This window comes from Flavobacterium sp. MK4S-17 (assembly GCF_009848495.1).
Taxonomy (GTDB): domain Bacteria; phylum Bacteroidota; class Bacteroidia; order Flavobacteriales; family Flavobacteriaceae; genus Flavobacterium.
Window position 1 is genome coordinate 18750 of sequence record NZ_WWEP01000035.1, and the last position, 26330, is coordinate 45079.

General features: G+C 38.8%; 25 protein-coding genes. 14 read left to right on the forward strand and 11 right to left on the reverse strand.

Going from position 1 to position 26330, the window contains the following annotated elements; translation table 11 throughout:
- Positions 1 to 40: 40 nt before the first annotated feature.
- Together GSF09_RS11510 and GSF09_RS11515 are read right to left on the reverse strand one after the other, a co-directional pair.
- Positions 41 to 406, reverse strand: coding sequence for a hypothetical protein (locus tag GSF09_RS11510; protein WP_159801550.1), 366 nt, complete (start codon positions 404 to 406; stop codon positions 41 to 43).
- A 146-nt stretch (positions 407 to 552) separates the two neighbouring features.
- Positions 553 to 1941, reverse strand: coding sequence for a S1C family serine protease (locus GSF09_RS11515; RefSeq protein ID WP_159801552.1), 1389 nt, complete (start codon positions 1939 to 1941; stop codon positions 553 to 555).
- 114 nt (positions 1942 to 2055) lie between these two features.
- Here GSF09_RS11515 and dapF point away from each other — a divergent pair, with 114 nt between their 5' ends.
- From dapF to GSF09_RS11535, 4 genes are all read left to right on the forward strand, one after another.
- Positions 2056 to 2838 (forward strand): diaminopimelate epimerase, encoded by a 783-nt coding sequence (gene dapF, locus GSF09_RS11520; protein WP_159801554.1) that lies wholly within the window; start codon positions 2056 to 2058, stop codon positions 2836 to 2838.
- Positions 2832 to 3359, forward strand: coding sequence for a GNAT family N-acetyltransferase (locus tag GSF09_RS11525; RefSeq protein WP_159801556.1), 528 nt, complete (start codon positions 2832 to 2834; stop codon positions 3357 to 3359). The genes dapF and GSF09_RS11525 overlap by 7 nt, the downstream gene beginning before the upstream one ends.
- 12 nt (positions 3360 to 3371) lie before the next feature.
- Complete coding sequence (gene mltG, locus GSF09_RS11530) at positions 3372 to 4412, forward strand: endolytic transglycosylase MltG (protein WP_159801558.1); 1041 nt, start codon at positions 3372 to 3374, stop codon at positions 4410 to 4412.
- Between the two features lie 177 nt (positions 4413 to 4589).
- Positions 4590 to 5243 carry a peptidoglycan-binding protein LysM gene (locus GSF09_RS11535; RefSeq protein WP_159801560.1) on the forward strand — a complete coding sequence of 218 codons (654 nt, stop codon included), beginning with the start codon at positions 4590 to 4592 and terminating at the stop codon, positions 5241 to 5243.
- Here the strand turns inward: GSF09_RS11535 and GSF09_RS11540 are convergent.
- Complete coding sequence (locus GSF09_RS11540; protein ID WP_159801562.1) at positions 5221 to 5652, reverse strand: hypothetical protein; 432 nt, start codon at positions 5650 to 5652, stop codon at positions 5221 to 5223. The two genes, GSF09_RS11535 and GSF09_RS11540, sit on opposite strands and share 23 nt — an antisense overlap.
- Positions 5653 to 5828: 176 nt before the next feature.
- Between GSF09_RS11540 and GSF09_RS11545 the strand changes: the two genes are divergently transcribed.
- On the forward strand, positions 5829 to 7181 hold the full coding sequence (locus GSF09_RS11545) for a TIGR00341 family protein (RefSeq protein ID WP_159801564.1): 1353 nt from the start codon (positions 5829 to 5831) through the stop codon (positions 7179 to 7181).
- Here GSF09_RS11545 and nhaA read toward each other — a convergent pair.
- A complete protein-coding gene (nhaA, locus tag GSF09_RS11550) occupies positions 7165 to 8367 on the reverse strand; it encodes a Na+/H+ antiporter NhaA (RefSeq protein WP_159801566.1) in 1203 nt (400 codons plus the stop codon). The genes GSF09_RS11545 and nhaA overlap by 17 nt on opposite strands.
- A 143-nt stretch (positions 8368 to 8510) precedes the next feature.
- Between nhaA and GSF09_RS11555 the strand changes: the two genes are divergently transcribed.
- Positions 8511 to 8945 carry a GNAT family N-acetyltransferase gene (locus GSF09_RS11555; protein ID WP_159801568.1) on the forward strand — a complete coding sequence of 145 codons (435 nt, stop codon included), beginning with the start codon at positions 8511 to 8513 and terminating at the stop codon, positions 8943 to 8945.
- The gene (locus GSF09_RS11560) at positions 8945 to 10042 is read left to right on the forward strand and encodes an alanine racemase (RefSeq protein WP_159801570.1); all 1098 of its coding nucleotides are present in this window, start codon (positions 8945 to 8947) and stop codon (positions 10040 to 10042) included. The genes GSF09_RS11555 and GSF09_RS11560 overlap by 1 nt, the downstream gene beginning before the upstream one ends.
- Here GSF09_RS11560 and GSF09_RS11565 read toward each other — a convergent pair.
- A complete protein-coding gene (locus GSF09_RS11565) occupies positions 10039 to 11571 on the reverse strand; it encodes a SulP family inorganic anion transporter (RefSeq protein ID WP_159801572.1) in 1533 nt (510 codons plus the stop codon). The genes GSF09_RS11560 and GSF09_RS11565 overlap by 4 nt on opposite strands.
- 148 nt (positions 11572 to 11719) lie before the next feature.
- Between GSF09_RS11565 and GSF09_RS11570 the strand changes: the two genes are divergently transcribed.
- Complete coding sequence (locus GSF09_RS11570) at positions 11720 to 12151, forward strand: DoxX family protein (protein ID WP_159801574.1); 432 nt, start codon at positions 11720 to 11722, stop codon at positions 12149 to 12151.
- Here GSF09_RS11570 and GSF09_RS11575 read toward each other — a convergent pair.
- Genes GSF09_RS11575 through dnaA form a run of 3 tightly spaced genes read right to left on the reverse strand, consistent with a single transcriptional unit; the run spans position 12148 to position 14755 of the window.
- Positions 12148 to 12864 (reverse strand): SAM-dependent methyltransferase, encoded by a 717-nt coding sequence (locus tag GSF09_RS11575; RefSeq protein ID WP_159801576.1) that lies wholly within the window; start codon positions 12862 to 12864, stop codon positions 12148 to 12150. The two genes, GSF09_RS11570 and GSF09_RS11575, sit on opposite strands and share 4 nt — an antisense overlap.
- Positions 12861 to 13328: a low molecular weight protein-tyrosine-phosphatase gene (locus GSF09_RS11580; protein ID WP_159801578.1), complete on the reverse strand. Its 468-nt coding sequence runs from the start codon at positions 13326 to 13328 to the stop codon at positions 12861 to 12863. The genes GSF09_RS11575 and GSF09_RS11580 overlap by 4 nt, the downstream gene beginning before the upstream one ends.
- Positions 13328 to 14755 carry a chromosomal replication initiator protein DnaA gene (dnaA, locus tag GSF09_RS11585; RefSeq protein WP_159801580.1) on the reverse strand — a complete coding sequence of 476 codons (1428 nt, stop codon included), beginning with the start codon at positions 14753 to 14755 and terminating at the stop codon, positions 13328 to 13330. Before dnaA ends, GSF09_RS11580 begins: the two co-directional genes overlap by 1 nt.
- 190 nt (positions 14756 to 14945) lie before the next feature.
- Between dnaA and GSF09_RS11590 the strand changes: the two genes are divergently transcribed.
- Positions 14946 to 15353 carry a thioesterase family protein gene (locus tag GSF09_RS11590; RefSeq protein ID WP_159801582.1) on the forward strand — a complete coding sequence of 136 codons (408 nt, stop codon included), beginning with the start codon at positions 14946 to 14948 and terminating at the stop codon, positions 15351 to 15353.
- A 46-nt stretch (positions 15354 to 15399) separates the two neighbouring features.
- Here GSF09_RS11590 and htpG read toward each other — a convergent pair whose 3' ends face one another.
- A complete protein-coding gene (gene htpG, locus GSF09_RS11595) occupies positions 15400 to 17283 on the reverse strand; it encodes a molecular chaperone HtpG (protein ID WP_159801584.1) in 1884 nt (627 codons plus the stop codon).
- 304 nt (positions 17284 to 17587) lie between these two features.
- On the opposite strand from htpG, the gene GSF09_RS11600 reads away from it, so the two are divergent.
- Positions 17588 to 18037, forward strand: coding sequence for a lipocalin family protein (locus tag GSF09_RS11600; RefSeq protein WP_159801586.1), 450 nt, complete (start codon positions 17588 to 17590; stop codon positions 18035 to 18037).
- Between the two features lie 27 nt (positions 18038 to 18064).
- Positions 18065 to 18760 carry an OmpA family protein gene (locus GSF09_RS11605; RefSeq protein ID WP_159801588.1) on the forward strand — a complete coding sequence of 232 codons (696 nt, stop codon included), beginning with the start codon at positions 18065 to 18067 and terminating at the stop codon, positions 18758 to 18760.
- Between the two features lie 68 nt (positions 18761 to 18828).
- Here the strand turns inward: GSF09_RS11605 and GSF09_RS11610 are convergent, their stop codons facing one another.
- The gene (locus GSF09_RS11610; RefSeq protein WP_159801590.1) at positions 18829 to 19449 is read right to left on the reverse strand and encodes an outer membrane beta-barrel protein; all 621 of its coding nucleotides are present in this window, start codon (positions 19447 to 19449) and stop codon (positions 18829 to 18831) included.
- A 260-nt stretch (positions 19450 to 19709) separates the two neighbouring features.
- On the opposite strand from GSF09_RS11610, the gene GSF09_RS11615 reads away from it, so the two are divergent.
- Both GSF09_RS11615 and GSF09_RS11620 read left to right on the forward strand, forming a co-directional pair.
- Positions 19710 to 20669 carry an ABC transporter ATP-binding protein gene (locus tag GSF09_RS11615; RefSeq protein WP_159801592.1) on the forward strand — a complete coding sequence of 320 codons (960 nt, stop codon included), beginning with the start codon at positions 19710 to 19712 and terminating at the stop codon, positions 20667 to 20669.
- A gap of 79 nt (positions 20670 to 20748) precedes the next feature.
- Positions 20749 to 21762 carry a 3-oxoacyl-ACP synthase III family protein gene (locus GSF09_RS11620; protein WP_159801594.1) on the forward strand — a complete coding sequence of 338 codons (1014 nt, stop codon included), beginning with the start codon at positions 20749 to 20751 and terminating at the stop codon, positions 21760 to 21762.
- A 103-nt stretch (positions 21763 to 21865) separates the two neighbouring features.
- Here GSF09_RS11620 and GSF09_RS11625 read toward each other — a convergent pair whose 3' ends face one another.
- A complete protein-coding gene (locus tag GSF09_RS11625; RefSeq protein WP_159801596.1) occupies positions 21866 to 24283 on the reverse strand; it encodes a TonB-dependent receptor domain-containing protein in 2418 nt (805 codons plus the stop codon).
- A 261-nt stretch (positions 24284 to 24544) separates the two neighbouring features.
- Between GSF09_RS11625 and argS the strand changes: the two genes are divergently transcribed.
- The gene (gene argS, locus GSF09_RS11630; RefSeq protein WP_159801598.1) at positions 24545 to 26329 is read left to right on the forward strand and encodes an arginine--tRNA ligase; all 1785 of its coding nucleotides are present in this window, start codon (positions 24545 to 24547) and stop codon (positions 26327 to 26329) included.
- The last annotated feature ends 1 nt before the right edge of the window (position 26330 follow it).

The following is a 26330-nucleotide window of genomic DNA, read 5'->3' on the forward strand; positions in this document are numbered from 1 at the left end:
GTGTTATAATATTATAATTAAAACAGCAAGTGCTTATTTATTATAATGCTGCTTTTTTTAGCCTCTTGAATTTTTTGGAAGAAATAAAGCCAACAGCCGGATACATAAAACCGGCTATAAAAAAGATATGTGGCAAAAATTCTTTCTGCTCAAGGTACAACATATATGCTGTAAGTAATAATGCAGGCGACTCTACATAATAGCATATTATGCGTGCCTGCTTGGGTTTTATTTTCAGCGGTTTCCAAAAAAACAGGATAGTGAGTACTATAAGTGCAAGCCCGGTAATTATTCCGCCGGGAAAGTATAGCTTGCGGCTTATTTCATCAAAGCCTTTAATAAGCAAAAGAAGCATTGTAAGGAAATGCAGTACCAGCTCAAGTTTCCTGACTGTTTTTTTCTTCATGTAATTTTTTAGTTGCCTCAAAAGTAACCAAACGGCCTGCAAACTGTATTTACTTTATGTTATTATAATGTTGATTTATATATGCAAAAAGCCTCCCGAAGGAGGCTTTAACAATAAACAATATATAAGTAAGATGATTGTTTTATTTATATAAGGAACCTAACCAGCTGCCCATTGGCGGTAATCATTTCCACACGGGTGGTTTCGTTAGGCCTTTTGTTGGAAAGTATATCTGATACGGTTTCAATATCCTTTGCTTTTACATTATCTACGCTAAGTATTATGCCTCCTTTTAACTCGTCATAATAAGGCATATACCTTTCGTCTGTAATTTCCTTAATCCTTACACCATACCCAATCTTTAGTTTTTTCTTATCGGCAGCCGAAAGGTCTTCAAGGTCTAAGCCACTATAGCTGTATATTTCATTTTTTGTAAGGCGTACCGGTAAGGTAATCATTTCACCATCACGGCTTATTCCCACCTTTACTACATCATTAGGGCGTTTGGTAACTATAGCGGCATTAAGGTCAGAAAAGCCATTTACAGTCCTGTCATCAATTTTAACGATTATATCGCCGCTTTTAATACCTGCTCTTTCAGCACCGGAGCCTTTAACCACATCTTTTACATAAAAGCCCTGTGTTTCGCTTATGCCAAGCTCTTTAGAGGCATAACTGTTAAGTTCCCCGCCCTGCACGCCAAGCACGCCACGCTGCACATTGCCAAACTCCATTATGTCTTCAATAATTTTACGGGTGATATTAGATGGCACAGCAAAAGAATATCCCACATAGGAACCTGTCATAGAGGTAATCATGGTATTGATACCTATAAGCTCGCCCCGTGTGTTAACCAAAGCGCCGCCACTGTTACCGGGGTTAACCGCAGCATCTGTCTGTATAAATGACTGCAGGCCGTCTTTACTTAAATTTCTTGCTTTTGCGGAAACTATACCAGCCGTTACCGTTGAAGTTAAGTTATATGGATTACCTACTGCCAAAACCCATTCGCCTACCTTTATATTGTCTGAATTGCCAAAGGTGGCATATGGTAGGTTTTCTTTGGTATCTACTTTCAGCAGGGCTATATCCATTTTAGAGTCGGTGCCTACAAGTGTAGCTTTATAAGATTTGTTATTGTTAAGTGTTACTTCCAGTTCTGAAGCATTTTGTACTACGTGGTTGTTGGTAACAATATAGCCGTCGGCAGTAATTATAACACCGGATCCGGTTCCTATTTGCGGCTGTTGCTGCTGCCCGCCGCGATAGCCGAAAATATAATTCCACGGATTGTCGGAAACAGTGGCATACGAAACATTTTTAACGTGTACTACCGCATGAACGGCTTTGTCGGCCGCTTCGGTAAAATCTACATTTTCCGCGCCAAGGCTCACAGCCCTGTTGTATTGGTTTTGCTCAGGAGCAACTGATATGACAGAGGTTTCAGCATTATCATCAAATACCAGTTTATAAGCTCCAAGTGTAGTGGCACCGCTTAGTAATGCCACAAGGAATAAACTTGAAATTCTTTTCATAATTGTAAACAGTATTTAAAATATATGGTTAAATGTTAATAAATAAGTTAACGGTTTTACAGCCTAATTGCATGTCGTTTATATTTGTACTTTTGCCATACTATTCTGTAAAAAATGCAGCACACTTTTTATAAATACCAGGGTACCGGAAACGACTTTATAATGGTTGATAACCGTGAGAATACTTTTCCCAAAAATGATACCAAACTTATAAGCCATCTTTGCCACCGCAGGTTTGGCGTTGGTGCAGACGGACTTATTTTATTAGAAAACGATGATGTTACCGATTTTCGTATGGTATATTATAATTCTGATGGAAATGAAAGTACCATGTGCGGTAACGGGGGCAGGTGTATAGTGGCTTTTGCACACCAGCTTGATATTATAGAAAATGAAGCTGAATTTATGGCAATAGACGGCAGGCATAGTGCAACTATTGATGAAAAGGGCATTGTTTCACTACAAATGAAGGATGTAAATACCATTTCAGTTTATGAAAACTATGTTTTTTTAGATACAGGCTCACCACACCACGTTGAGATGGTGGACAAGCTTGATGTTTTTGATGTAAAAGGGGTAGGGGCGAATATACGTTATAGCGGCCTGTATGGTGATAAGGGCTCTAATGTAAATTTTGTAAGCCAGGAAGAGGCTGACAAATTTTCAGTGCGAACCTACGAGCGTGGGGTGGAAGATGAAACCTATTCCTGCGGAACGGGTGTAACGGCTGTGGCCATAGCCATGAAAATGCTGGGTAAAACAACGGCAGATGCAGTTGTACTTGAAACTCCCGGGGGTGAACTTAAAGTGTCGTTTACACAAAACGGCAGGCAGTTTAAAAATGTTTTTCTTACCGGGCCGGCAAAATTTGTATTTAAAGGTGATGCCGAATGGTAACATTGCAGGGTGATACTGTTTACTTGAGGGCACTGGAGCCGGAAGACCTGGAGTTTATCAGCCGGGTAGAGAATGATGAGGATATATGGGAGGTTAGCAATACTGTAGTGCCTTACAGCCGTTTTTTAATAAGGCAGTATCTTGAAAATGCACGGCAGGATATATATGAAGCAAAGCAATTGCGGCTTGCCATTTGTTATAAGGGCTCTTTTGACGCAGTAGGGCTTATTGACCTTTATGATTTTGACCCTGTGAACCTTAGGGCAGGCGTAGGCATCATTGTGTATAATACCGAACAAAGAAATAAGGGTATTGGCAGGCAGGCACTGGGGCTGCTGATTAATTATGCATTCAGCAAGCTGCACCTGCACCAGCTTTATGCAAATATTGATACTGCAAATACTGCAAGTATTAGTCTTTTTACTACTTTTGGCTTTCAGTTTGCAGGAATTAAAAAGGACTGGAACAGAAGGGATAATGCTTATTTTGACGAAGCTTTATACCAGTTAATTCAACATTAAACATACCAGGAATTGAAACTAAGAAGGATTATTGGGATAGTTTCCCTTGTGGTAATAACAGGTGCCACCATTTACGGTTATTTAATTTATAAGGATATATTTTCGGCCAATACAGCTTTTCCTGAAAGGGAAGTGGCGGTTTATATTCCCAGCAGGGCTACTTACAATGAGGTTGAGGAAATTGTAAAGCCCTATATTGAAGATATGGAGCGTTTTCGGATGGTTGCCGAAAAGAAAAGTTATACCGGCAACGTTAAGTCAGGAAAATTTATATTAAGGAGCGGCATGAACAGCAATGATATTATAAACTCGTTGCGCCAGCCCGTTCCTGTAAATGTTTCCTTTAATAATCAGGAAACACTGTATGAGGCCGCAGGCAGGCTTGCGCAGCAGCTTGAGCCGGACAGCCTTGCCCTACTGAAATCTTTTACAGATAAAACCTTTTTACAGGAAAACGGTTTTACCGAGGATAACGTACTCAGCATGTTTGTTCCTAATACCTATGAGTTTTTTTGGGATACCCCGGCAGATAATGTGAGGGAAAAATTGGCTAAAGAGTACAGGAAATTCTGGACACCGGAAAGGAAGGCTAAAGCAGAAGCGCTTGGGCTTACGCCTTTGCAAGTATCAGCGCTGGCATCAATAGTACACAAGGAAACTGTAAAGGCAGATGAAAGGCCTCGTGTTGCAGGTGTTTACCTTAACCGCCTTGAAAAGGGCATGAAGCTTGAAGCTGACCCGACGGTTATATATGCCATAAAAAAACAGACAGGTGATTATGACCAGGTAATTAAAAGGGTTTTGTATAAAGACCTTACTATTGACTCTCCATACAATACCTATAAATATGCAGGGTTGCCACCGGGGCCCATAGCTATGCCTGATATTTCTGCTATTGATGCAGTATTAAATCCTGAAAAGCATAATTACATTTATTTTTGCGCAAGTGTTACCAATATCGGCTATCATGAATTTGCTGTTACCGCCGCGCAACATGAAGTTAACCGCCAAAAATATGTAGCGTGGGTAAATAAACTTGGTATCAAAAGGTAGCTCTTTTGGGTAGTTAAATAAACAATTTAATCCCCTTTCAGTTACCTGTTGTTTGTTATAATGTTTTGTTAAAGTTAATATTTTTGCTAAAGTATTGTGTTTCAATTAAGTGATTTTTTATATCTTTGCCCGCTGTGAAATTTCACTGAGGTGACAGCTCGTGAGAAATCAATATTTATGATAAAAAAATGGGCATATTTTTTAGGTTTAATCCTTTTTATTGCAACAATCAGCTCTGGTTTTAAAACCAATAAAGCTAAACAATTTGGAAAAATCGAAGGCTTTCACTTAGCCGAAGATGAAATCATTAATTCTACCGTTCCTACTATAGATGAAACTGCTAAAGTAAACCTTGTACTGCCTTTTACAGGTAAGTCATTCATAGGTTTTAAGCAGGCAATAGCCATAAAAGAATCGCAGGGGCTTTATAAGCTGGTTAATCCTTATGGCTATATGGGTAAATACCAGTTTGGTAAAACTACACTTCGCGCCATTGGTATTTATGATACAAAAGAGTTTTTAAATAACCCCAGGTTACAGGAAAAAGCCTTTAAGGCATTGCTTTCCAAAAACAAATGGGAGCTAAGGAGGGAGATAGAACAGTTTGACGGTAAAACTATAAAAGGAATAAAAATTACCGAATCAGGCCTTTTAGCTGCCGCACACCTTGCAGGTGCCAATTCTGTAAAAAAGTTTTTGCACAGTAACGGAAACAGGGGTTTTCGCGATGGCTTTGGTACTTCCCTTAAAAGTTATATAAAAAAATTCGGGGGGTATGATACCTCCAACATTATAGCTAATCCGCAGCCTAAAGTACCACAGGATTCTTAATTGGTATTACAGGTTTATCAGGCACGAAAGAAAGTTCTTTTTCCACTTTTTTCAACCGTTGTTCCTGTATATCAATTTTCCTGTTTAATTTGCGCATTGGCATAACCTTGTTTTGCGATTGTATTTCAAGATACATCCTTTCCCCAAGGTGTAAAGCATACTCCTGCTTTAAAGCTTCAAGGTACTGGCCATATGTAGTACCTTTTAAAAACGTATCATTCAGCTTATCATTAGCCAGTATATAGCCGCTTAATTTATCCTGGAGGGATAAGGATTTGTTCCTTATTTTCCTGTAGCGTGTCATAAGCCGCAATTTTTGCTGCTTAGCCTTTGGCCGTATATACGCCAAATACAATACAAGCGCAGCAATTAAGGCTATAAAAATTACAATTTCAGGTGAGAGGGGCATGTTTGGTTTATTTGCCTACTAAATTAACTAATTTTATGAAAATAAGTATTAAATAATTATTTAGTTATCATTTCACTGAATACAATTATTAAAAATTCCCTCTTATTTATTAATTGTTTTGTAAGAGTAGCCGAAAAATAATAAATTGGCATGTAGATAAACGGGTACTTAATACTATGAATAAACTTACTGCCTTATTCAACCTGCATGACGGTGAGGATGACAGGGAAAAAACGCTGGAAAGCGTAAAAAAGAATATAAGCTATAAAGGTGCCAACCTATGGATACTTGCCTGCGCAATAATTATAGCTTCCATAGGGCTTAATGTAAATTCCGGGGCTGTGGTTATTGGCGCAATGTTAATATCTCCCTTAATGGGGCCTATAGTGGGTGCTGGTTTTGCTTTGGGTATTTATGACTTTACACTTTTGCGCAAGTCGCTTAAAAACCTGCTTAATTCTACCTTGGTGAGCCTTACGGTTTCTACACTATATTTTTATGTAAGCCCCTTTAAAGATGTTCAGTCAGAACTTTTGGCACGTACATCACCCAATATATATGATATACTTATAGCATTTTTTGGCGGTGTAGTAGGGGTTATAGCTGTTACAAGGACAGAAAAGGGAAATCCTATACCGGGTGTGGCTATTGCTACAGCTTTAATGCCGCCGCTTTGTACAGCGGGCTATGGGCTGGCTACCGGTCAGTGGGGTTATTTTTTAGGAGCTTTTTACCTGTACTGCATCAACTGTGTTTTTATTGGTATATCTACGTTTTTAATAATTAAATACCTTAAATACCCACCCAAAAAGCAGGTTAATGAAAAACAGCAAAAGCAGGTAAGGATTACGGTAACAATACTTATTATAGCTATGCTGGTGCCCAGCAGCTACCTTGCCTACAGCCTTTACAGGGAACAGCAGTTTAAGAAGAATGCCGACAGCTTTATTGATAGCGAGTTTACGCAAAAGGGTTACACGGTAGTGTTTAAAAAAACTAACTTTAAGGCACAGCCTAAAAAAATAGAACTGGCATTTTTATCAAAACGATTTGAGCAAAAAGAAATAAGCAAGCTGAATAAAGAGCTGAATGAAAACAAGTACCTGAAAGGCAGCGAGCTGATTATCCGCCAGGATAGCACCGACAGGCTTTCTGCACTGAAGGGTGATATACTGAATGAGATAAAAAGCAGTGAAAATGAACTGAATGAAAAAGATGTAAAAATTGTACAGCTTGAAAAGGAACTCGCAAAAAATAAGTTTGATAATGTAAGGCTTTTAAAAGAAGCAAAAACAGTTTTTCCATCGGTAACCGCGCTTTCAGTTTCCAACCATGAACTTGTAACTGCCAAAGACAGTATTATACCTGTAACTGCAGTGATTTATGAAAGCAGTAATGGTATAGCCGAAGATGACCTTAATAAATTCAGGAACTGGCTTAATGAGCGCCTTTCGGTAAAAAATGTAACGTTGTTCCGCAAGCAGGATGAAACACCACCTGACAATAACAAAGCTAAGAAGCGGAAATAGGTTCCAGTTTTTTCTTTTGCTTTTTGTTGTAAAGGCTTAGCAGCATAAAGCCGCAAACACCTGAAAGTACAGAGGCTACTAATACCGCAAATTTAGCCTCAGCCTGGAAATCAAGGCTTTTAAAGGAAAGTATGGCTATAAATATTGACATGGTAAAGCCGATGCCTCCCAGCAATCCTAACCCTAATACATGAGTCCAGTTTGTGCCCACAGGCAGTTCTGCTATTTTTGTTTTAACTGAAAGGTATGACATAAGGAATATACCAACAGGCTTCCCTAAAAACAATCCTAATACTATACCCAGGCCTAAATTGCTTGCAAGCCCTTCTGCCATGCCCGATTCAAATGTGATATTAGTATTTGCTATGGCAAATATCGGCATGATAATAAAGTTAACAGGCTTGGTAAGTGCATGCTCCAGCTTTTCAAGGGCAGACTCTTTATCATCATCAGTAGTGGGCAGCGTTAAAGCTGTAAGTACACCTGCTATAGTAGCATGAACGCCGGAATGGTGTATTAAATACCACATTACAATTCCGGGAATTATATAAAAGAATATATTAGTTATGCCAATGCGGTTAAAAATAAGCAGCAGGGCAAATACCGCGGCAGCATACATAAGATAGGTTAAATGCAATTCAGATGAATAAAATATGGCTATTACCAATATTGCCATTAAGTCATCAACAATAGCAAGGGCTGCAAGAAATATTTTCAGGCCTGTAGGTGCTTTATCGCCTAAAAGCGAAAGTATTCCCAGTGCAAAGGCTATATCGGTAGCCATGGGTATGCCCCAGCCATGTATGGTGTCAGGGCTTGAGTTATTAAAAAAAGTATATATAAGTGCAGGCACTGCAACCCCCCCAATGGCGGCCAGTACAGGCAGCGATGCCTGGCGCAGGGATGAAAGTTCGCCCTCAACAATTTCCCTTTTAATTTCAAGGCCTACCAGCAGGAAAAATATTGCCATAAGGCCGTCATTAATCCATAACAGTACAGGATACCTTAATTGTATTGTATCGTTTTCAAAGCCTACTTTATATTCAAGTATGCTTTCAAAACTTTCAGCCAGGTTAGTGTTGGCTATAAATAAAGATATTGCTACACAAATAAGGAGTAATATACCTCCCGCAGATGAGGAACTGAAAAATTCCTTGAATGTTTTAAGGTTAATTAATTTTGCCATGGTGCAAAAATACAAAATCAAACCGTTTTAGATGCGCTAAAGCCATGCCTGACACCAGTTTTTAGGGTATTTTAACATTTAATGCTTTCTTATCCCTTTTGAAAGAGTTATCTTGCATTTTTTGTAAATTAAAAAAGTAAATAATGATAAAAATTCAAAAGTATTCACCGCAGGAAAAACTGTCAGAAAGCGCACAGGATGATGTAGTAAACTTTTTATTTAAAAGCCTGCAGGAATATGGAGATCCTAAAAATGATATTAATAAAGCTATAAACTATGCCTTTGCAAAAGGCGGTATGATTTTGGTTGCCACTATGGATGATAAAATAGTAGGTGCCGTTGTGATAAATGAAACAGGAATGGGGGGCTATATACCGGAAAATATATTGGTATATATTGCAACCGACCCGGAATACAGGGGGCAGGGCATAGGTAAAAAACTTATGCAGGAAGCACTGGATGCTGCTGCAGGTGATATTGCACTGCATGTAGAGCCTGATAACCCTGCGAAAAAGTTGTATGAAAATCTTGGTTTTACTAACAAATACCTTGAAATGAGGTATAAACAGGTAAAATAATGGCATTTATAACACTGGATGCAGCTAAGCTGAAAAAGAATTTTGACTACCTGAATAATTTTTTCAGGGAACATGATATTGACTGGTCGGTAGTAACAAAAATATTATGCGGCAATAAAGAATACCTTACTGAACTTTTACGCATGGGTATAAGCCAGTATTCAGACTCGCGTATAAGTAACCTTAAAGCCATTAAAAGCATTGATAAAAATGCGCAGACCATTTATATAAAACCTCCTGCCAAAGGCGCTATTAAAGATGTAATTAAATATGCCGATATCAGTATGAATACTGATTTCCGTACAATTAAAATGCTTTCTGATGAAGCCAAGAAGCAAAATGTAACCCATAAGATTATTATAATGATTGACCTGGGCGAGCTTAGGGAGGGCGTTATGAGAGAGGATTTTATAGATTTTTATGCCCGTGTTTTTGAAATGGATAATATAGAGATTATCGGGTTGGGGACTAATCTATCCTGCCTTTATGGTGTGTTGCCCAATAACGATAAACTGATACAACTCTGCCTTTATAAACAACTTGTGGAAACCAAGTTTAATGTAAATATACCTTTCATTTCCGGGGGTTCATCAGTTACCATACCACTTGTAATACAGGGGCTGATACCTAAAGGCATTAACCACTTCAGGGTAGGTGAAACCCTGTTTATGGGGACAGATGTTTATAACAACAGCAAGTTTGAAAATATGGAGAATAATATTTTTAAGCTATATGCTGAAATTATTGAGCTTTATGAAAAGCCTTTGGTACCGTCAGGCGAAATGGGTACTAACCTTGAGGGCGAAAATATAACTTTTAAGGAAGAGCTTTATGGTAAGACTACTGTCAGGGCTATTATTGATATCGGCCTGCTGGATATCGGTATGAAGCATCTTGACCCTACAGATACCGATATTAAGTATGCAGGCGCAACTTCTGATATGGTAGTGCTTGATTTAGGCGAAAACCCTAATAATTATAAAGTTGGCGACCTCATTGAATTTACTATGGACTATATGGGTATAGTACGCATCATGAATTCAAGGTATATTGAAAAACGGGTTATAAATAAAGAAGGGCAACCGGTAAATGCTTAATTGTTGCTCACAACTTTATAGGTTGGGTCTTCAATAATATTCACATCAATAACAGCCTCGGCATTTTTAAGCAGGCGCATACAGTCTGCACTTAAATGTTTCAGGTGTACGGTTTTGCCGGCATTGTGGTATTTCTGTGTTATGGAGTTTAAGGCTTCAATCGCTGACATATCGGCTACGCGGCTTTCTTTAAAATCAATTATAACTTCATCAGGATCTCCGGCTACATCAAACTTTTCTGTAAAAACACTTGTTGAGCCAAAAAACAACGGGCCGTAAATTTCATAATGCTTTACACCATTATCATCAATATAGTGCCGGGCGCGAATGCGCTTGGCACTTTCCCATGCAAATACAAGTGCTGATATTACTACGCCTATAAGTACTGCAAGTGCAAGGTTGTGCAGCCAAATGGTAATAACCGCTACCAGTATACCGGTAATTATATCGTGTCGGGGCATTTTATTGATTACTTTAAAACTGGCCCACTCAAAGGTACCTATGGCTACCATAACCATAACGCCAACAAGTGCAGCCATAGGTACTTTTCCTATTATTGGCGCGCCAAAAAGAATGATAATTAAAATGGTTAATGCTGCCACTATACCTGACAATCTTGCCCTTGCCCCTGCAGAAAGGTTCACTAAGGTTTGTGCAATCATGGGGCATCCGCCCATTCCGGAAAAAAATCCGTTTAAAATATTTGCGCCGCCCTGCGCAAGGCATTCCCGGTTACTGTTACCTCTGGTGCCGGTAATTTCATCTACAAGACTAAGGGTTAGCAGTCCTTCTGTTAGCCCTACGGCAGCCATAATCAGGGAGTAAGGAAAAATAACCTGCAGCGTTTCAAGGCTAAGACTTATTTCCGGTATATGAAATGGTGGAAAGCCGCCCTGTACAGAAGCTATGTCTTCAACAGTACGTGTATCAATACCAAAAGCCATCACTACAATAAATACTATTATTATGGCTACGAGGGATGAGGGTACTGCCTTGGTGATTTTAGGGAATAAAATAACAATGGCTACGGTAAGCAGGGTTAGCCCCAGCATTATATATAAAGCTGCACCTTCCAGCCAGCTGACGCTGCCGTTTGCCACCTGTTTAAACTGCTCCAGTTGCGACATAAATATGATAACAGCCAAACCGTTTACAAAACCATACATAACAGGCTGCGGCACAAGCCTTATAAATTTCCCCAGCTTAAACAGGCCTACCAGAATCTGTAATATTCCTGCAAGTGCTACTGCCGCAAAAACATATTCTATACCATGCGACTGCATAAGAGCAATAAGGACTACAACGGTTGCCCCTGCGCCACCGGAAATAAGCCCCGGTCTGCCGCCAAAAACAGCCGTAACCAAACCCATTATAAAAGCAGCATATAAACCTACCAGTGGAGGGAAACCGGCCAGTATGGCAAATGATAAAGATTCGGGTATCATAGTCATGGCTACTGTAAGCCCGGCAAGTATTTCATTTTTATAATTTACTTTTTGCGAAAAGTCAAACAGTTTACCAGCTTTCATATATTACCACTTAATTTTAAAGAAGCGGCAAAAGTACAAATTAATAACCTAAACCTATAAAAGCGGGATAAGGTTAAAATTGTATTATTATTCTTAATAAAAAATTTTTAATGTAATTTTTTTAATTATTTTAGTGGAAAAAACTTACATGAAATTACCTGTACTACAAACTTTGCCATCACAAACAACAATCTTAATACGGCTGATGGTGGGTGGGGTATTTTTAGTGGAAGGATTCCAAAAATTGTTTTTTCCTGAGTTATGGGGAGAAGTAAGGTTTAAAAACCTGGGCTTTCCTGCCCCTGAGTTTTTCAGTTTAATGGTAGGTGTATTTGAAATTGTATGCAGTATATTAATCCTTATGGGCCTGTTGACCCGGTTGGCTGTAATACCTTTGGTTTTAATACTTTTTTCAGCATTTGCAGCAGCCAAAGCTGATATATTTATAAAGGAAGGTTTATGGGGACTGCTGCATGGAAGCAAATTAGACTGGGCTATGCTGCTGGGAAGTATTTTCCTTTTTGTAAAAGGCAGTGGAAAATGGTCGCTGGATTTAGCAATTTCCCAAAGGAGGAATTAAAACTTATGTATGATAAAAATGCTCGGCCTGTTGTGCAGGTCAGGCTTTTCCTTTTTCCACTGTGCAGCCGTTTTTGTTTTTATATACTCGGTTTCCAGTGTTATATCTGCAGCAATACACAAATGGGTTGATGGCTGCAGTGTATTTAAAATATCTTCCAGCAGCTTATTATTACGGTAAGGCGTTTCTATAAAAAGCTGTGACTGGTTTTTATCATGCGAAAGTTTCTCAAAATTTTTAAGTGCATTTTTCTTTTCGCTTTTCTCTATAGGTAAGTATCCATTAAAAGCAAAACTTTGGCCATTCATACCGGATGCCATTATGGCTAATAGTATTGAAGATGGCCCCACAAGTGGCACTACCTGTATGCCTTTTTCATGCGCTATTTTTACAATAGCTGCGCCGGGGTCGGCAACGCCCGGGCATCCTGCTTCGCTCATAAGCCCTATATTATAGCCTTCAAGGCAGGGCTTTATAAAATCGTAATGTTCAGTGGGTTCGGTATGTTTGTTTAAAACAGATATTTTAAGTTCAGGCTGCTTCTTTTCAGGAAGTATTGCCTTTATAAAGCGGCGTGCCGTTTTTTCATTTTCAACAATATAATGGTCTATAAATTCAATACTGCGTGCCACTGTTTCCGGTAAAACCGCTTTAGGTTCGGCATCAACGCCCAGTGGAACAGGAAGCAGGTATAATTTACCCATTACTTTCATGAATGTTCTTTTATAAGTTTTGTGGCAACTATGGCGCAGGCTTGTTCCAGCATATCATATACCCTGTCAAAATCTTCGGGCCCTCCAAAATACGGGTCGGGAACATCAACCATTTCTCCGGGAAACATTTCATCCATCATTAGCTTTACCTTAGCTTTAGCCGCTTCATCAGGGGCAAGCTTTAAAACATCCCTCAGGTTAGAGGAATCCATGACATAAATATGGTCAAACTCCTTAAAGTCGCTCACTTTAAACTGGCGCGCCTTTTGGCAGCTTATATTAAGCCCACGGGTTTTTGCAACGGCTATAGAACGCTTGTCTGGCTCTTGCCCGGCATGCCATCCACCCGTGCCTGCAGAATCTACCATGAATTTACCTGCCGGCAGTTTAGACTGCAATATGCCTTCTGCCAGTGGGGAACGGCAAATGTTACCCAGGCATACCATTAAAATTTTAACGGGCATTATATGGATAGTTTTTTGTTGATGTCCTCAACAAATTTACGAAATTGCTTATCGGTAGTTACAAGGTTATCTACAGTTTTGCAGGCATGTAATACAGTGGCATGATCCCTGTCGCCAATTTGCGAGCCGATATTGGCAAGCGACGCTTTTGTAAATTTTTTGGCAAAAAACATAGCAAGCTGCCTTGCCTGTACTACATGGCGCTTTCTTGTTTTTGACTGTAGTGTATCTATATCAAGCTGGAAATAATCTGAAACCACTTTTTGTATGTAATCTATAGATATTTCGCGCTTTACGTTTTTTACAAATTTTTCTACTACCTGCTTTGCAAGGTCTATGGTTACTTCCCTTTTGTTAAAGGAAGACTGTGCAATAAGGGAGATAATTGCCCCTTCCAGTTCGCGCACATTTGTTTTTATATTTTTAGCAACATACTCAATTATTTCTTCGGGCATTTCAACACCGTCCCTGTAAAGTATATTGTTTAGTATAGAAATCCTTGTTTCATAATCGGGCTGGTGCAATTCGGCAGAAAGCCCCCACTTAAACCTTGATAAAAGCCTTTGTTCTATATCCTGCATATCTACAGGTGCTTTATCAGAAGTTAAAATTACCTGTTTGCCGTTTTGGTGCAGGTGGTTAAATATATGGAAGAAAACATCCTGTGTTCCTGTCTTGCCTGAAAGGAACTGTACATCGTCTATTATAAGTACATCTATAAGTTGGTAGAAATGGATAAAATCATTTCTTGTGTTGCGCTTTACCGAATCTATATATTGCTGTGTAAAAATTTCTGCCGATATATATAAAACTGTTTTGTCAGGAAATTTGTCTTTAATCTCAACGCCTATTGCATGGGCAAGGTGGGTTTTGCCAAGGCCCACGCCGCCAAATATTAAAAGCGGGTTAAATGATGTGCCTCCCGGCTTATTGGCTACGGCCATACCTGCCGAACGTGCCAAACGGTTAGAGTCGCCTTCAAAAAAGTTATCAAAACTGTAATTGGCGTTAAGCTGCGATTCTATTTTTAAATTCCTTATGCCCGGAATTATAAAAGGGTTTTTAAGTTCAGGGTTTTTATTTTGCAAAGGTACATCAACCTCCTGTGGTTTTACAGGCGCACGGTGGGCACTGGGCAGCTGCTCTGTAAAAGGCTGCTTGCTGCCATAAGTGTTTTCCATCTTAATTTTATAGAGTAACTTTGCGCCGTTTCCAAGTTCTTTGGTTAGTGCAACTTTTAAAAGCTTTACATAATGCTCTTCCAGCCATTCATAAAAAAACTTGCTGGGTACCTGTATATATAAGGCGTTATCAGTAAGCTCAACTGCCCGGATAGGTTCGAACCAGGTTTTGTATGCCTGCTCCTGAATATTGTCTTTTATGAAAATAAGACAGTTTTCCCATACCGATTGCGCAGTTTTAGTCATAAATACTGAATATTATACGTTTATTAAAAGTTGTCTTACATTGAAGAATGAAAGAATTATCATTCCTGTTGGGAAGACAAATATGTAAACAAATTTTTTTAAAAAAAAACTTTAGGTGTATTGATTTTTTTAAAAAAAAATTGTAAGCATTATTTAGATAAATTTAAAACAAATTTAACAAAAAATAAATATGAATTTTCATGAAATTAAAGTACGTGTACGGTATGCCGAAACCGACCAGATGGGTGTGGTTTATCACGGCAACTACGCGGAATACTTTGAAATGGGCAGGGTAGAATGGCTTCGTAATCTGGGACTTAGCTACAGGTTTATGGAGGAGCAGGGAATTATGCTTCCAGTTGTTAACTTAGTGTTAAATTATAAAAAGCCGGCACGGTATGACGACCTTTTAACCGTGCGTACAATTTTTAAAAAACAACAGTCAGTTAAGATAGAATTTGAATATGAAATATACAATGAAAACACTGAGTTATTAACAACAGGCAGTTCAATACTTGTGTTTGTAGATATGAAAACCGGCAAGCCTGTTATGCCGCCGGGCTATGTCCTGGAAAAGATAAAGGGAGCAGATAAATAAAAAAACCGCGGGTGTAGCCCGCGGTTTTTTGTTGAAACTTATGATTTTATTTAATAAGCTCAAAACTTCGTTTTACAAATGCTGTAAGTTCTTCGCCTTTTAAAAGGTTTTGCGACAGTTTTGCAAGGTCAAGTGCCTGCTTAACCAGTGCTTCCCTGTGTTCTTTATCATCTGTGCTTAATATATTGCCTGTAAGTTCATGGTTTGTATTAACTACCAGGTTATACATTTCAGGCAAATTGCCCATACCAAACATTCCACCGCCTGTAGCGCTCATTTCTTTCATCCGGCGCATAAATTCAGGTTGTGTAATACGGAAGGGTGCCGCCTGGCTGTCCATAGCCTCAAGCTGTACTGTATAAGTTGACTTTGGTACAATTTCTTCTAAAACAGTTTTAAGCTTTTCTTTCTCTTCATCGTTTAGCTTGGAAATCTGCTCATCATCTTTTTTAATGAGCTTATCTATATGGTCGGCATCCACACGGGCAAAAGTAAGGTTCTCATTGTCGCCTTCCAGCTTTTGTATAAGGTGCGATACTATTGGCGAATCCAGTAGTAGTACCTCATAGCCTTTGTCCCTTGCTTCGGCAATATAGCTGTGCTGTGCATCTTTGTTAGATGCATAAAGTACTACAAGCTTGCCATCCTTATCTGTTTGTGCCGGGGCAATTTTTTCTTTCAGCTCATCAAGCGTAAAGAATTTATTATCTACAGTTGGGTACAGCATGAATGCACCTGCCTTTTCATAAAATTTAGGCTCGCTCAGCATACCATATTCCAGTACTATTTTAATATCATTCCACTTTTTCTCAAAATCCTCACGGTTTTCAGTAAATAAAGATTTAAGCTTATCGGCTACCTTGCGTGTAATATAGTTTGATATTTTTTTTACTGCGCCGTCAGCCTGCAGGTAAGAACGTGATACATTCAACGGAATATCAGGGCTGTCTATAACACCGCGAAGGAGTGTAAGGAATTCCGGTACAATACCCTCTACATTATCGGTAACAAATACCTGGTTTTGGTATAGCTGTATTTTATCCTTTTGAGCCTGTAAATCGGCTGAAAGCTTAGGGAAATATAAAATACCCGTAAGGTTGAATGGGTAATCAACGTTAAGGTGTATATTAAAAAGAGGTTCATCAAACTGGGTTGGGTATAGCTCATGGTAAAAAGCCTTATAATCTTCCTCGTTCAGGTCGCCGGGCTGTTTAGTCCAGGCGGGCTCAGGATTGTTGATTATGTTGTCAATCTCAATTTCTTCTGCTTTATAGTCTTCCGGTGCATCTTCCGGTTTTGGCAGGGTTTCTTTTTTAGTGCCGAATTTAATAGGCACCGGCATAAACTTGTTATACTTTTTAAGTAATTCCCTTACCCTGTAGTCTTCAAGGAATTCAGTGGAATCCTCTGCAATATGCAGGATAATTTCTGTGCCGCGCTCTGATTTTTCAGCCGGCTCTAATGTAAATTCAGGGCTTCCGTCGCATATCCAGTGTACTGCAGGTTCATCTTTGTATGACTTAGTAATTATTTCAACCTTTTCAGCCACCATAAAGGCAGAATAAAAGCCAAGGCCAAAGTGGCCTATAATCCCTGCGTCTTTGGCGCTGTCTTTATATTTTTCAAGAAACTCCTCAGCACCCGAAAAAGCAACCTGGTTAATGTATTTTTCAACCTCTTCTGCGGTCATACCAATACCCTGGTCTATAATGTGAAGCTTTTTGTTTTCTTTATCAATTTTAACTTCAATAATAGGGTTGCCATATTCTACATTAGCTTCACCAATGCCTGTAAGGTGTTTTAGTTTTAAAGTGGCATCAGTAGCATTTGATACCAGTTCACGCAAAAAGATTTCGTGGTCGCTATATAAGAATTTTTTAATTAAGGGGAAGATGTTCTCTACTGAAACATTAATTTTTCCTGTTGCCATAGTTAAATGTTTTATGTTGCTGCACATTTTTTTTCAAATAAGATACCAATATTATTTATGTGACAAATTGACACTTTGAGATGTTCAATTTGTTAAACACTATAATGTTTAAGAAAAGATTAGCATACTGCCCAAAAGCCTACAGTATGTTGTTTTAATTAATAGTATTCACTAATAAGTAATTTATACACGTAAAATTCCTGTTAAAAATGAACGGTTGCTTTGTAATGTATCTTTTATAATTAGTAACTTTAATCAGTGAATGATTAATTTCAATACCATTTTTTGACAAAAACCTAAACGTATGAAAAAGTTATTTTTAGCAGGGGTATTTGTAGTCCTGCTCTCTTCCTGTTCGTCGCTTGACACCAAATCGCAGGGTGGCATTAACGGTAACTGGACAATTACCCAGGTTACTTATCCGGGATCGGATTATATAAAAGTAAATTCATTTGACATTGCCGACTCTAAGTGTTTTGAAGGCAGTTCATGGAAATTTGTATCTAACAATAATAAGGGCGAAATGAGTTTAGGCAAAGCCGGATGCCCTGCTTTCAGCAGCCCGATTGTATGGTCTGTAACAAAAGAAGGCAGCTTTACCCTTAAGATAACCGAGGGAGAAAAAGCCAAAAGGGTTACACAGGGCTATTACTTAAAGCTAAGGAACCAAACACAAAGCTCTTTCCAGCTTGTGGATAATGTATCTGTAGGCGGTTCTAATGTAGAGGTTGTGTACCAGTTCCAGAAAATGTAAGTCAATAAAAACATCAAAATTTAAAATATGAAGACAATAAAAATTTATGCACTGTCATTTGCATTCTTATTCAGTGCAGGTTTCGTTTCGTGTGAAGCAGTAAAAAATACGAATAATACCCAAAGAGGTGTAGCTATAGGCGCAGCATCAGGTGCTGTAATAGGCGGCGTGCTTGGTAATAATCTTGGTAAAGGCGGCAATACGGCACTGGGTGCCATTATAGGTGGTGCTGTAGGTGGTGCTGTGGGCGGGGTTATTGGTAACCGTATGGATAAACAGGCAAGAAAGATTGAACAGACTTTACCTGGTGCTGAGGTTGAAAGAGTAGGGGAAGGGATTAAGCTAACACTTGGAGAAAACTCTGTGAATTTTGATCTTAACAAATCTTCACTTACCTCTAAGGCAAAGGCAAATCTTGACAGGCTTGTACCGGTATTTAATGAATATCCTGACACAAACATTCAGATATTCGGTTATACTGACAGCAGCGGTGCTGATGACTATAACCTTAAATTGTCTGAACAAAGGGCGGAATCTGTAAAATCTTACCTTGCAGGGAAAGGATTAAGTTCTTCAAGATTTACTACCATAGGCAAGGGTGAAGCCGACCCTATTGCAAGCAATGACACTAAAGAAGGAATGAGTAAAAACAGGCGTGTTGAATTTGCAATTACTGCAAATGAAAAGATGATAGAAGACGCGCAAAAAGAAGCTAAACAATAAATTGTGCTGTATGTATATAAAAAAAGCTGCCTTTAAGGGCAGCTTTTTTTATATATGTTTAAAGATTATTATCTCCAGTCGTTATCAGAACCATTGCGGCCAAGATATAATGTTAAGCCTATTGACGCTGTAAACATTTGCCCTACAAATCCGCTTTCTTCCAAGCCGCCATCATGATAAAAGCCATCAAAATCATAATGCTGTTTTATATTAAATATATAAGAGGCATCTAAATGTACTGCTAAACGGCTGCTGATGTAGAATTGGGGTGTAACACCTATAATTACATTACCAATATTATCTATACCGCTTTTACGGGTTGATTTTAGGTAGGAGTAACCCACACCACCATGCACCAAAAAGTTTACATAACCATTTGTCATATCCGGTACATATAATGCCCTTCCGGCATTATAAACAGCTTGTACAGAAAACCTTGTATAGTTGGTTCCTGCTTCTGTGCCTGATTCCCTGAACCTGTCACTTGCCAGGTCGCCCTTAAATCCCCAAAGGTCGTCAGCCATATACCTAAAGCCTACCCCTAAGTGATTAAGCCCGCTCATTGATGGATTCATTGCCCCGCTAAGGCCAAAGTCACCCTCAATAGAGTATTGTTCGGAACTCCTGAATTGTGAAAATGCTGTTACTGAAATCAGTAAAAATAATAGTGATGTAATTTTTCTGCCCATATAAACCTTGTTTGTGGAAAATTCTTGCAAAAATACTATAATAGCTATAGTAAACGGTTAATACTCTGTTAATATAAATCTTCCGGGGTTTAAGATGCGTGCAAATATATATGATAATTATATAATTATCAATTAAATATGTTGAAAAATAAATTAAACTGTTTTTAGGTTAAATCCTAAAGCTTTAAAAACATCATAATATACTGGCAGGGCAATTGTTATTGATAGTATTTAAATACTTTTGCACAAATTTTAGTTTAATGCTTACTGTTAAAAACATAACATTCGGATATACTGATAAAACCATTATTCACAACTTAAGCTTTTCTGTAAGGCAGGGGCAAAATATAGCGGTTATAGGGGAAAGCGGTTGCGGTAAAAGCACACTGCTTAAACTTATATATGGGTTGTATGACCTGAATAGTGGGGAAATAACATATAAAAATGAGCAGGTACTCGGGCCTAAATTTTACCTTATACCAGGCATGCCTTATATGAAATACCTGGCACAGGATTTTGACCTGATGCCTTATGTTACTGCTGCTGAAAATGTAGGTAGTTTTTTATCTAACTTTTATCCTGAAGAGAAACAGCAACGCACAAAGGAGCTGCTTGATATTGTTGAAATGGGTGATTTTGCCGATGTTAAGGCAAAGTACCTTAGTGGCGGGCAGCAGCAGCGTATTGCGCTTGCTAAAGTGCTTGCGCTTGAACCTGAGGTTTTACTGCTTGATGAACCTTTTAGCCACATAGATAATTTTAGGAAAAATGCACTTAGGCGCAATTTGTTTGCCTACCTGAAACAAAAGGGCATAACGGTGATTGTAGCTACCCATGACAGCACGGATGCACTTTCTTTTGCAGATGAAACTATTGTAATTAAAGAGGGAAGGCTTTTAGACAAAGCGCCATCAAAAGAAATTTACTATAATCCTAAGGATAAATATTCAGCCTCATTATTTGGCGAGGTTAATGAAATAAAGCTTGAATTGCTTACCCTTACACAAAATAGTGAGGAAACGGTGTTGATTTATCCGCACCAATTGAAAGTTACGGAAAACGGGCCCTTAAGTGTAACCGTAAGGCAATCTTATTTTAAAGGCAACCGATACCTTATCAAGGCTGCGCTTAACAGGCAGGTTGTTTTTTTTGAGCATTATAAAGAACTGCCGCCAAACTCAGAAGTTACACTTGCAGTGGACAGAAATGCTTTTGGATAGTTATAACATCTTTAAAATTAGCATTTTTTATTGCATATTGTGTATTTTTACATCCTTGTTTTTATAAAAAATATAATTAATGTATAATTCAAAAATTTCAGGATTGGGATATTATGTCCCTGATAATGTTGTTACCAATGATGATTTATCCAGGTTAATGGATACAAATGATGAGTGGATACAGGAACGTACCGGCATACAGGAGCGCAGGCATGTAATAAAAGGTGACGGCGATACAACCACTACTATGGGGGTTAAGGCTGCAAAGATTGCTATTGAAAGGGCCGGGGTAGATAAAGATGATATTGATTTTATAATATTTGCAACATTAAGCCCTGACTATTATTTCCCTGGCCCCGGCGTTTTGGTGCAAAGGGATTTGGGCCTGAAAAGGACAATAGGGGCACTTGATGTAAGAAATCAATGCTCCGGGTTTGTATATGCAATTTCGGTAGCCGACCAGTTTATTAAAACAGGTATGTATAAAAATATACTTGTTATTGGTTCCGAACTGCACTCCACAGGATTGGACATGACTACAAGGGGCCGTGCAGTTTCGGTAATATTTGGTGATGGGGCCGGTGCTGCAGTACTTACACGTGAGGAAGATAATTCTAAAGGAATACTTTCCACCCACCTGCACTCCGAAGGGCAGTATGCCGAAGAACTGGCTTTAATTGCACCGGGTATGGGCAAACGATGGGTAACGGATATTATTGCTGAAAATAATCCGGATGATGAAAGTTACTACCCCTACATGAATGGGCAGTTTGTATTTAAAAATGCCGTAGTGCGCTTTAGCGAGGTTATATTGGAAGGCTTAAAAGCCAATAACCTGCAGGTTAAGGATATTAACATGCTGATACCCCATCAGGCTAATTTAAGGATTTCGCAATTTATCCAGCAGAAGTTCGGGCTTACCGATGATAAGGTATTTAATAACATAATGAAGTATGGCAATACAACAGCAGCGTCTGTGCCTATTGCACTGACTGAAGCCTGGGAGCAGGGAAAAATAAAGCAGGGCAACCTGGTTGTGCTGGCAGCATTTGGCAGCGGCTTTACCTGGGGCAGTGCCATCATAAGGTGGTAATTCTATTTTCAGATAAAAAAGCAAAACCCCGGATTATCCGGGGTTTTTACTAACTACTAAACCTAAATATGAAAAACATTAATTGATTGATGAAAATCCTTTTTTAAAACATACCGCCACCTGTTTGTTTCGTGTTGTCATCACGGTACTTTCTTTGCATAGCCCTGTTTTTACCACCGCCAAACATATAATTAAGTCCAAAATAAACAGTACGGCTTTCCCAGGTAAACTCACCATTTTGCGGCCACGGCCTTTCCGAATCAAATGCATAGCGCATGGTTTGGAACATATCATTAAACCTAAGGCTTAAAGACATTTTATTATCCAGGAGTGTGTATCGTACACCCGAATCTATTTTATACATTTCCTTGCTGTTGTTCTGCACGCCGTTTACTGGTCCCCTGTAAAAACCGAACAATAAGAAGCTTAGCCTGCTGTTAGCCCTGAAGTTACCGTTAAGCCTTGCATTAAATGCATTGGCTGTAATTTCGCGTGTTACCATTTCAGTTTCACCTGAAGGCATTACTGTAGCAACAAGCCCCTTTTGTGAAATACTTGAAAAATCTATAGCCGGCTGTATATCAACCCATTTTGCTATACGGTAGTTGGCTGATATTTCAAAACCGAATGCATTGTTATTGTCAAAGTTGTCAAAACTCATTATCTGGTCCTGGTCATTGTCAGGAGTAGTCTCATTCGGGTACAGTACACGGTTTATCTCGTCATTTATAAGCCTGTAGTACACACCACCTGTTATAGATGAGCCCTGCCCGAACATTTTTGTATAGTTAAGCTCAACAGAATTGGTAAACTGCGGCCTTAGGTTAGGGTTTCCATAGGCAGTAACCAATGGGGTTGAAAACTCCCTTATCAGTTTCGTCTGTTCAATGCTTGGCCTGTCAACCCTGCGGCTGTAGCTAAGCTGGAACATATTTTTTTCGTTAAGGCTGTAGGTTAAATAAGCCGATGGATAAACTGTAATATAATCGTCCTTAAAAGTATTTTGCCCACGGTTAAAATTTGCGCTTACTTTATAGCTTTCAAGGCGTGCGCCCAGTTGATAACTAAATTTTTCAAACTTTTGCCCAAAGGTTGCGTAAGCAGAATAAATATCCATATCATAAGTATATTCCACATCCTGCTGTTCAGGAAATGCATCCAGCGCAGGGTTATTGGTATGGTATTCATTATCTGTCCTTATAACCCTTGCTTCGGCGCCCAATTCTAAAGTGCTTTTTTCGCTCAGCGGATTAACATAGTCAAGGTTTGCTGTAGCATTTTGGCGCTTATCAGTAAGGTCGTCAAAAAATGTTTCTTCGCCCGCACCTTCATAAATGGTATTATAATCTACACTTTGTGTACTCTTAGAGTCATTGTAATTAGCTTCAAAATCAAGCGTATGGCCTTCTTTGTCAAATTTATGCTTATAGGCAATATTATAGCTGTTATTCCAGTTGTCGCCGTCCAGTAAAGATTGCTGCATTAAATTGGTATCATTCCCATCAGGATACAGTACATCTGTATTTATTGTAGCCTCGCCTGTATAATAATTCTGGTTTGTATAAAAGGAAATGGTGTTTTTGTCATCTATATAATAATCCATGCCTATTTTGCCCAACACTCCTTCATTGTCATTGGTAACATCAATTTTTTGCAATAAGTTAATATCATTCCTTGTTACGTTACCACCGTTAAAATATTTACCGAAATTACTGCCTGCATTGGCAAAAAAGTTTACTTTACCCCTGCGGTAATTCATATCTAGGGAGTTATTGAACTTTGGTGTTTCACCAAAGGTAATACCTGAATTAAAACTGCCGTTAAAGCCGTCGTTGGAATTTTTATGCAGTATGATGTTGATTATACCCGACATGCCTTCCGGATTGTACTTGGCACTTGGATTGGTTATCAGTTCAATTTTTTTGATGGATGTTGAAGGTATTTGTTTTAATAGCTGTGCGGGGCTGATATTGGTTGGCCTGCCATCTACAAGTATCCTTACATTGGCATTACCACGTAATGATATATTACCATCCTGGTCAACATTTACAGAGGGTATGTTATTCATTATTTCAGAAGCCGTACCGCCTGCTGTGGTTAAATCCCTGCCTACGGTTATTACTTTACGGTCAAGTTTCTGTTCAATGGTTGAAACTTCCTTTACTATCTCCACTTCCTGCAGCATAGTAGCTTCTTCGGCAAGTAGTATTATTCCTAAGTTAACCTCTTTTTTTCCATCACTGAGCGCAGCATTTAAAGAAGCTGTTTTAAACCCCATAAACTGGGCTTCTACAGTATAATTATTAAGTGGAAGGTTTTTTATGATGAATTCACCTTTGTCATCTGTTATGCCGCCGGTTACTACAGTATTGTTTTCTTTCACTACAATACTAACATAGGGTAAGGGTTCTTTAGTTGTCCTGTCTGCCACTTTACCGGATATGCTTCCGGGGTTATTCTGGGCATATACAGTAAGCATACTGCCAAAAAAAAGCAGTGTAAAAAGCAATTTAAATTTCATGTCCGTTTAAATGATTGATGATTGATGAGGCAAATGTATTACTTTAATTACTAATATGCAATACAAAGTACCTTTTAATGCAAAATTTATTTTTTATTTTAATGCATTACTATCATAAGACATATAAGTATGTATTTTGTTACATACTTTTAAAGAAAAATTTTAATTTAAAATTCAGGCGAATTAAAATATTTTTAAGAACCATCCTGTAAAGGGGTTATTAATTTATGTTTATCTTTGCACGCTTTAAAAGAAATACAAATGGCATTATCACAAATACTTACTTCAAAAATTCAGGAAGCCTTGCAGGCTTTGTTCGGTATTACTGTTAATACTATAGAGTTACAGGCTACCCGACGCGAGTTTGAAGGTGATATAACCATGGTGCTGTTTCCTTTGCTAAAGCAGCTAAAAAGCAATCCTGCAGAACTTGGCAGTAAAATAGGGGAATATCTTACACAGCATACTGAAATAGCCGAAAAATTTAATGTTGTTTCGGGTTTCCTCAATATTGTTATTTCAGATGCTTATTATATCAGCTTGCTTAATGATATAAAAGGCGAGGAAAATTTTGGCTTTACAGTTCCATCAACAAGTGGGAAAGCAGTTATGGTAGAATATGCCTCACCAAATACAAACAAGCCGCTGCACCTTGGCCATGTGCGTAATGTACTATTGGGCTATTCGGTAGCACAGATATTGCAGGCTGCAGGGCAAAAGGTTTATAAAACCCAGGTGATTAACGACAGGGGAATACATATTTGTAAAAGTATGCTGGCCTATGAAAAGTTTGGCAAAGGTGAAACCCCGGAAACTGCCGGTATAAAAGGCGATAAACTGGTAGGGCATTATTATGTGGAATTTGATAAGGCATACAAGCAGCAGGTTGAGGAGCTAAAAGGCAAAGACCTGACTGAAGAAGAAGCCAAAAAACAAGCCCCGATACTACAGGAGGCACAGGAAATGCTTCGCAAGTGGGAAGCAGGAGATGCTGCTGTAGTTACCCTTTGGGAAAAAATGAATGGCTGGGTTTATAAGGGCTTTGATGAAACCTATAAAAATATTGGTGTTGATTTTGATAAAAATTACTACGAAAGCAATACTTACCTTTTAGGGAAGGATGTAGTGGAGCAGGGACTTAAACAGGGCGTTTTCTATAAAAAGGAGGACGGTTCTGTATGGATAGACCTTACTGATGAAGGGCTGGATGAAAAACTGGTGCTTAGGAGTGATGGCACATCTGTTTATATTACACAGGATATAGGTACTGCCATACAAAGGGTAAAAGATTTTCCTGATGTAGGGGGTATGGTATATACTGTGGGGAATGAACAGGATTACCACTTTAAAGTACTGTTCCTTATTTTAAAGAAACTTGGCTATAGCTGGGCCGAAAACCTTTATCACCTTTCTTATGGGATGGTTGACCTGCCAAGCGGGAAAATGAAAAGCCGTGAGGGTACTGTTGTGGATGCTGACGACCTAATGGATGAAATGGTTGTAACCGCCACCAGGATTTCAGAAGAACTGGGTAAGCTTGAGGGATATTCTGTCGAAGATAAGGCGCGCCTTTACAATATTATTGGCCTTGGTGCTTTAAAATACTATATATTAAAAGTTGACCCTAAAAAGCGTATACTGTTTAACCCTGAAGAATCGGTGGATTTTGCAGGTAATACCGGGCCGTTTATACAATATACCTATGCAAGGATACAGTCGCTTTTACGCAGGGCAGATTTTGACTATACCGTGCAAATATCTGCCACAGATGTTTCCCTGCATGAAAAAGAAAAGGAACTGCTTAAGATTATAGCACAGTTTCCGGAGGTTATACAGAGTGCGGCACAAAACCACAGCCCGGCTCAAATTGCCAATTATACCTATGAACTTGTTAAGGAATACAATTCCTTTTACCAAAGTGTATCGGTTTTAGGGGCAGAGGTAATGAAGGAAAAGATATTCAGGGTACAGCTTTCCAAAAAAGTGGGAGAAACCATAAAGGCTGCATTCAGCCTGTTGGGTATAGGTGTGCCTGAAAGAATGTAAT

Coding starts and splice junctions, on each gene's coding strand:
- GSF09_RS11555 (WP_159801568.1), top strand. CDS start 8,511: ATGATAAAAATTCAAAAGTATTCACCGCAGGAAAAACTGTCAGAAAGC.
- GSF09_RS11545 (WP_159801564.1), top strand. CDS start 5,829: ATGAATAAACTTACTGCCTTATTCAACCTGCATGACGGTGAGGATGAC.
- dapF (WP_159801554.1), top strand. CDS start 2,056: ATGCAGCACACTTTTTATAAATACCAGGGTACCGGAAACGACTTTATA.
- GSF09_RS11620 (WP_159801594.1), top strand. CDS start 20,749: ATGTATAATTCAAAAATTTCAGGATTGGGATATTATGTCCCTGATAAT.
- GSF09_RS11615 (WP_159801592.1), top strand. CDS start 19,710: ATGCTTACTGTTAAAAACATAACATTCGGATATACTGATAAAACCATT.
- GSF09_RS11600 (WP_159801586.1), top strand. CDS start 17,588: ATGAAAAAGTTATTTTTAGCAGGGGTATTTGTAGTCCTGCTCTCTTCC.
- argS (WP_159801598.1), top strand. CDS start 24,545: ATGGCATTATCACAAATACTTACTTCAAAAATTCAGGAAGCCTTGCAG.
- nhaA (WP_159801566.1), bottom strand. CDS start 8,367: ATGGCAAAATTAATTAACCTTAAAACATTCAAGGAATTTTTCAGTTCC.
- GSF09_RS11565 (WP_159801572.1), bottom strand. CDS start 11,571: ATGAAAGCTGGTAAACTGTTTGACTTTTCGCAAAAAGTAAATTATAAA.
- GSF09_RS11535 (WP_159801560.1), top strand. CDS start 4,590: ATGATAAAAAAATGGGCATATTTTTTAGGTTTAATCCTTTTTATTGCA.
- GSF09_RS11610 (WP_159801590.1), bottom strand. CDS start 19,449: ATGGGCAGAAAAATTACATCACTATTATTTTTACTGATTTCAGTAACA.
- GSF09_RS11510 (WP_159801550.1), bottom strand. CDS start 406: ATGAAGAAAAAAACAGTCAGGAAACTTGAGCTGGTACTGCATTTCCTT.
- GSF09_RS11515 (WP_159801552.1), bottom strand. CDS start 1,941: ATGAAAAGAATTTCAAGTTTATTCCTTGTGGCATTACTAAGCGGTGCC.
- GSF09_RS11605 (WP_159801588.1), top strand. CDS start 18,065: ATGAAGACAATAAAAATTTATGCACTGTCATTTGCATTCTTATTCAGT.
- GSF09_RS11525 (WP_159801556.1), top strand. CDS start 2,832: ATGGTAACATTGCAGGGTGATACTGTTTACTTGAGGGCACTGGAGCCG.
- dnaA (WP_159801580.1), bottom strand. CDS start 14,755: ATGACTAAAACTGCGCAATCGGTATGGGAAAACTGTCTTATTTTCATA.
- GSF09_RS11540 (WP_159801562.1), bottom strand. CDS start 5,652: ATGCCCCTCTCACCTGAAATTGTAATTTTTATAGCCTTAATTGCTGCG.
- GSF09_RS11580 (WP_159801578.1), bottom strand. CDS start 13,328: ATGCCCGTTAAAATTTTAATGGTATGCCTGGGTAACATTTGCCGTTCC.
- GSF09_RS11625 (WP_159801596.1), bottom strand. CDS start 24,283: ATGAAATTTAAATTGCTTTTTACACTGCTTTTTTTTGGCAGTATGCTT.
- GSF09_RS11575 (WP_159801576.1), bottom strand. CDS start 12,864: ATGAAAGTAATGGGTAAATTATACCTGCTTCCTGTTCCACTGGGCGTT.
- GSF09_RS11570 (WP_159801574.1), top strand. CDS start 11,720: ATGAAATTACCTGTACTACAAACTTTGCCATCACAAACAACAATCTTA.
- GSF09_RS11590 (WP_159801582.1), top strand. CDS start 14,946: ATGAATTTTCATGAAATTAAAGTACGTGTACGGTATGCCGAAACCGAC.
- htpG (WP_159801584.1), bottom strand. CDS start 17,283: ATGGCAACAGGAAAAATTAATGTTTCAGTAGAGAACATCTTCCCCTTA.
- GSF09_RS11560 (WP_159801570.1), top strand. CDS start 8,945: ATGGCATTTATAACACTGGATGCAGCTAAGCTGAAAAAGAATTTTGAC.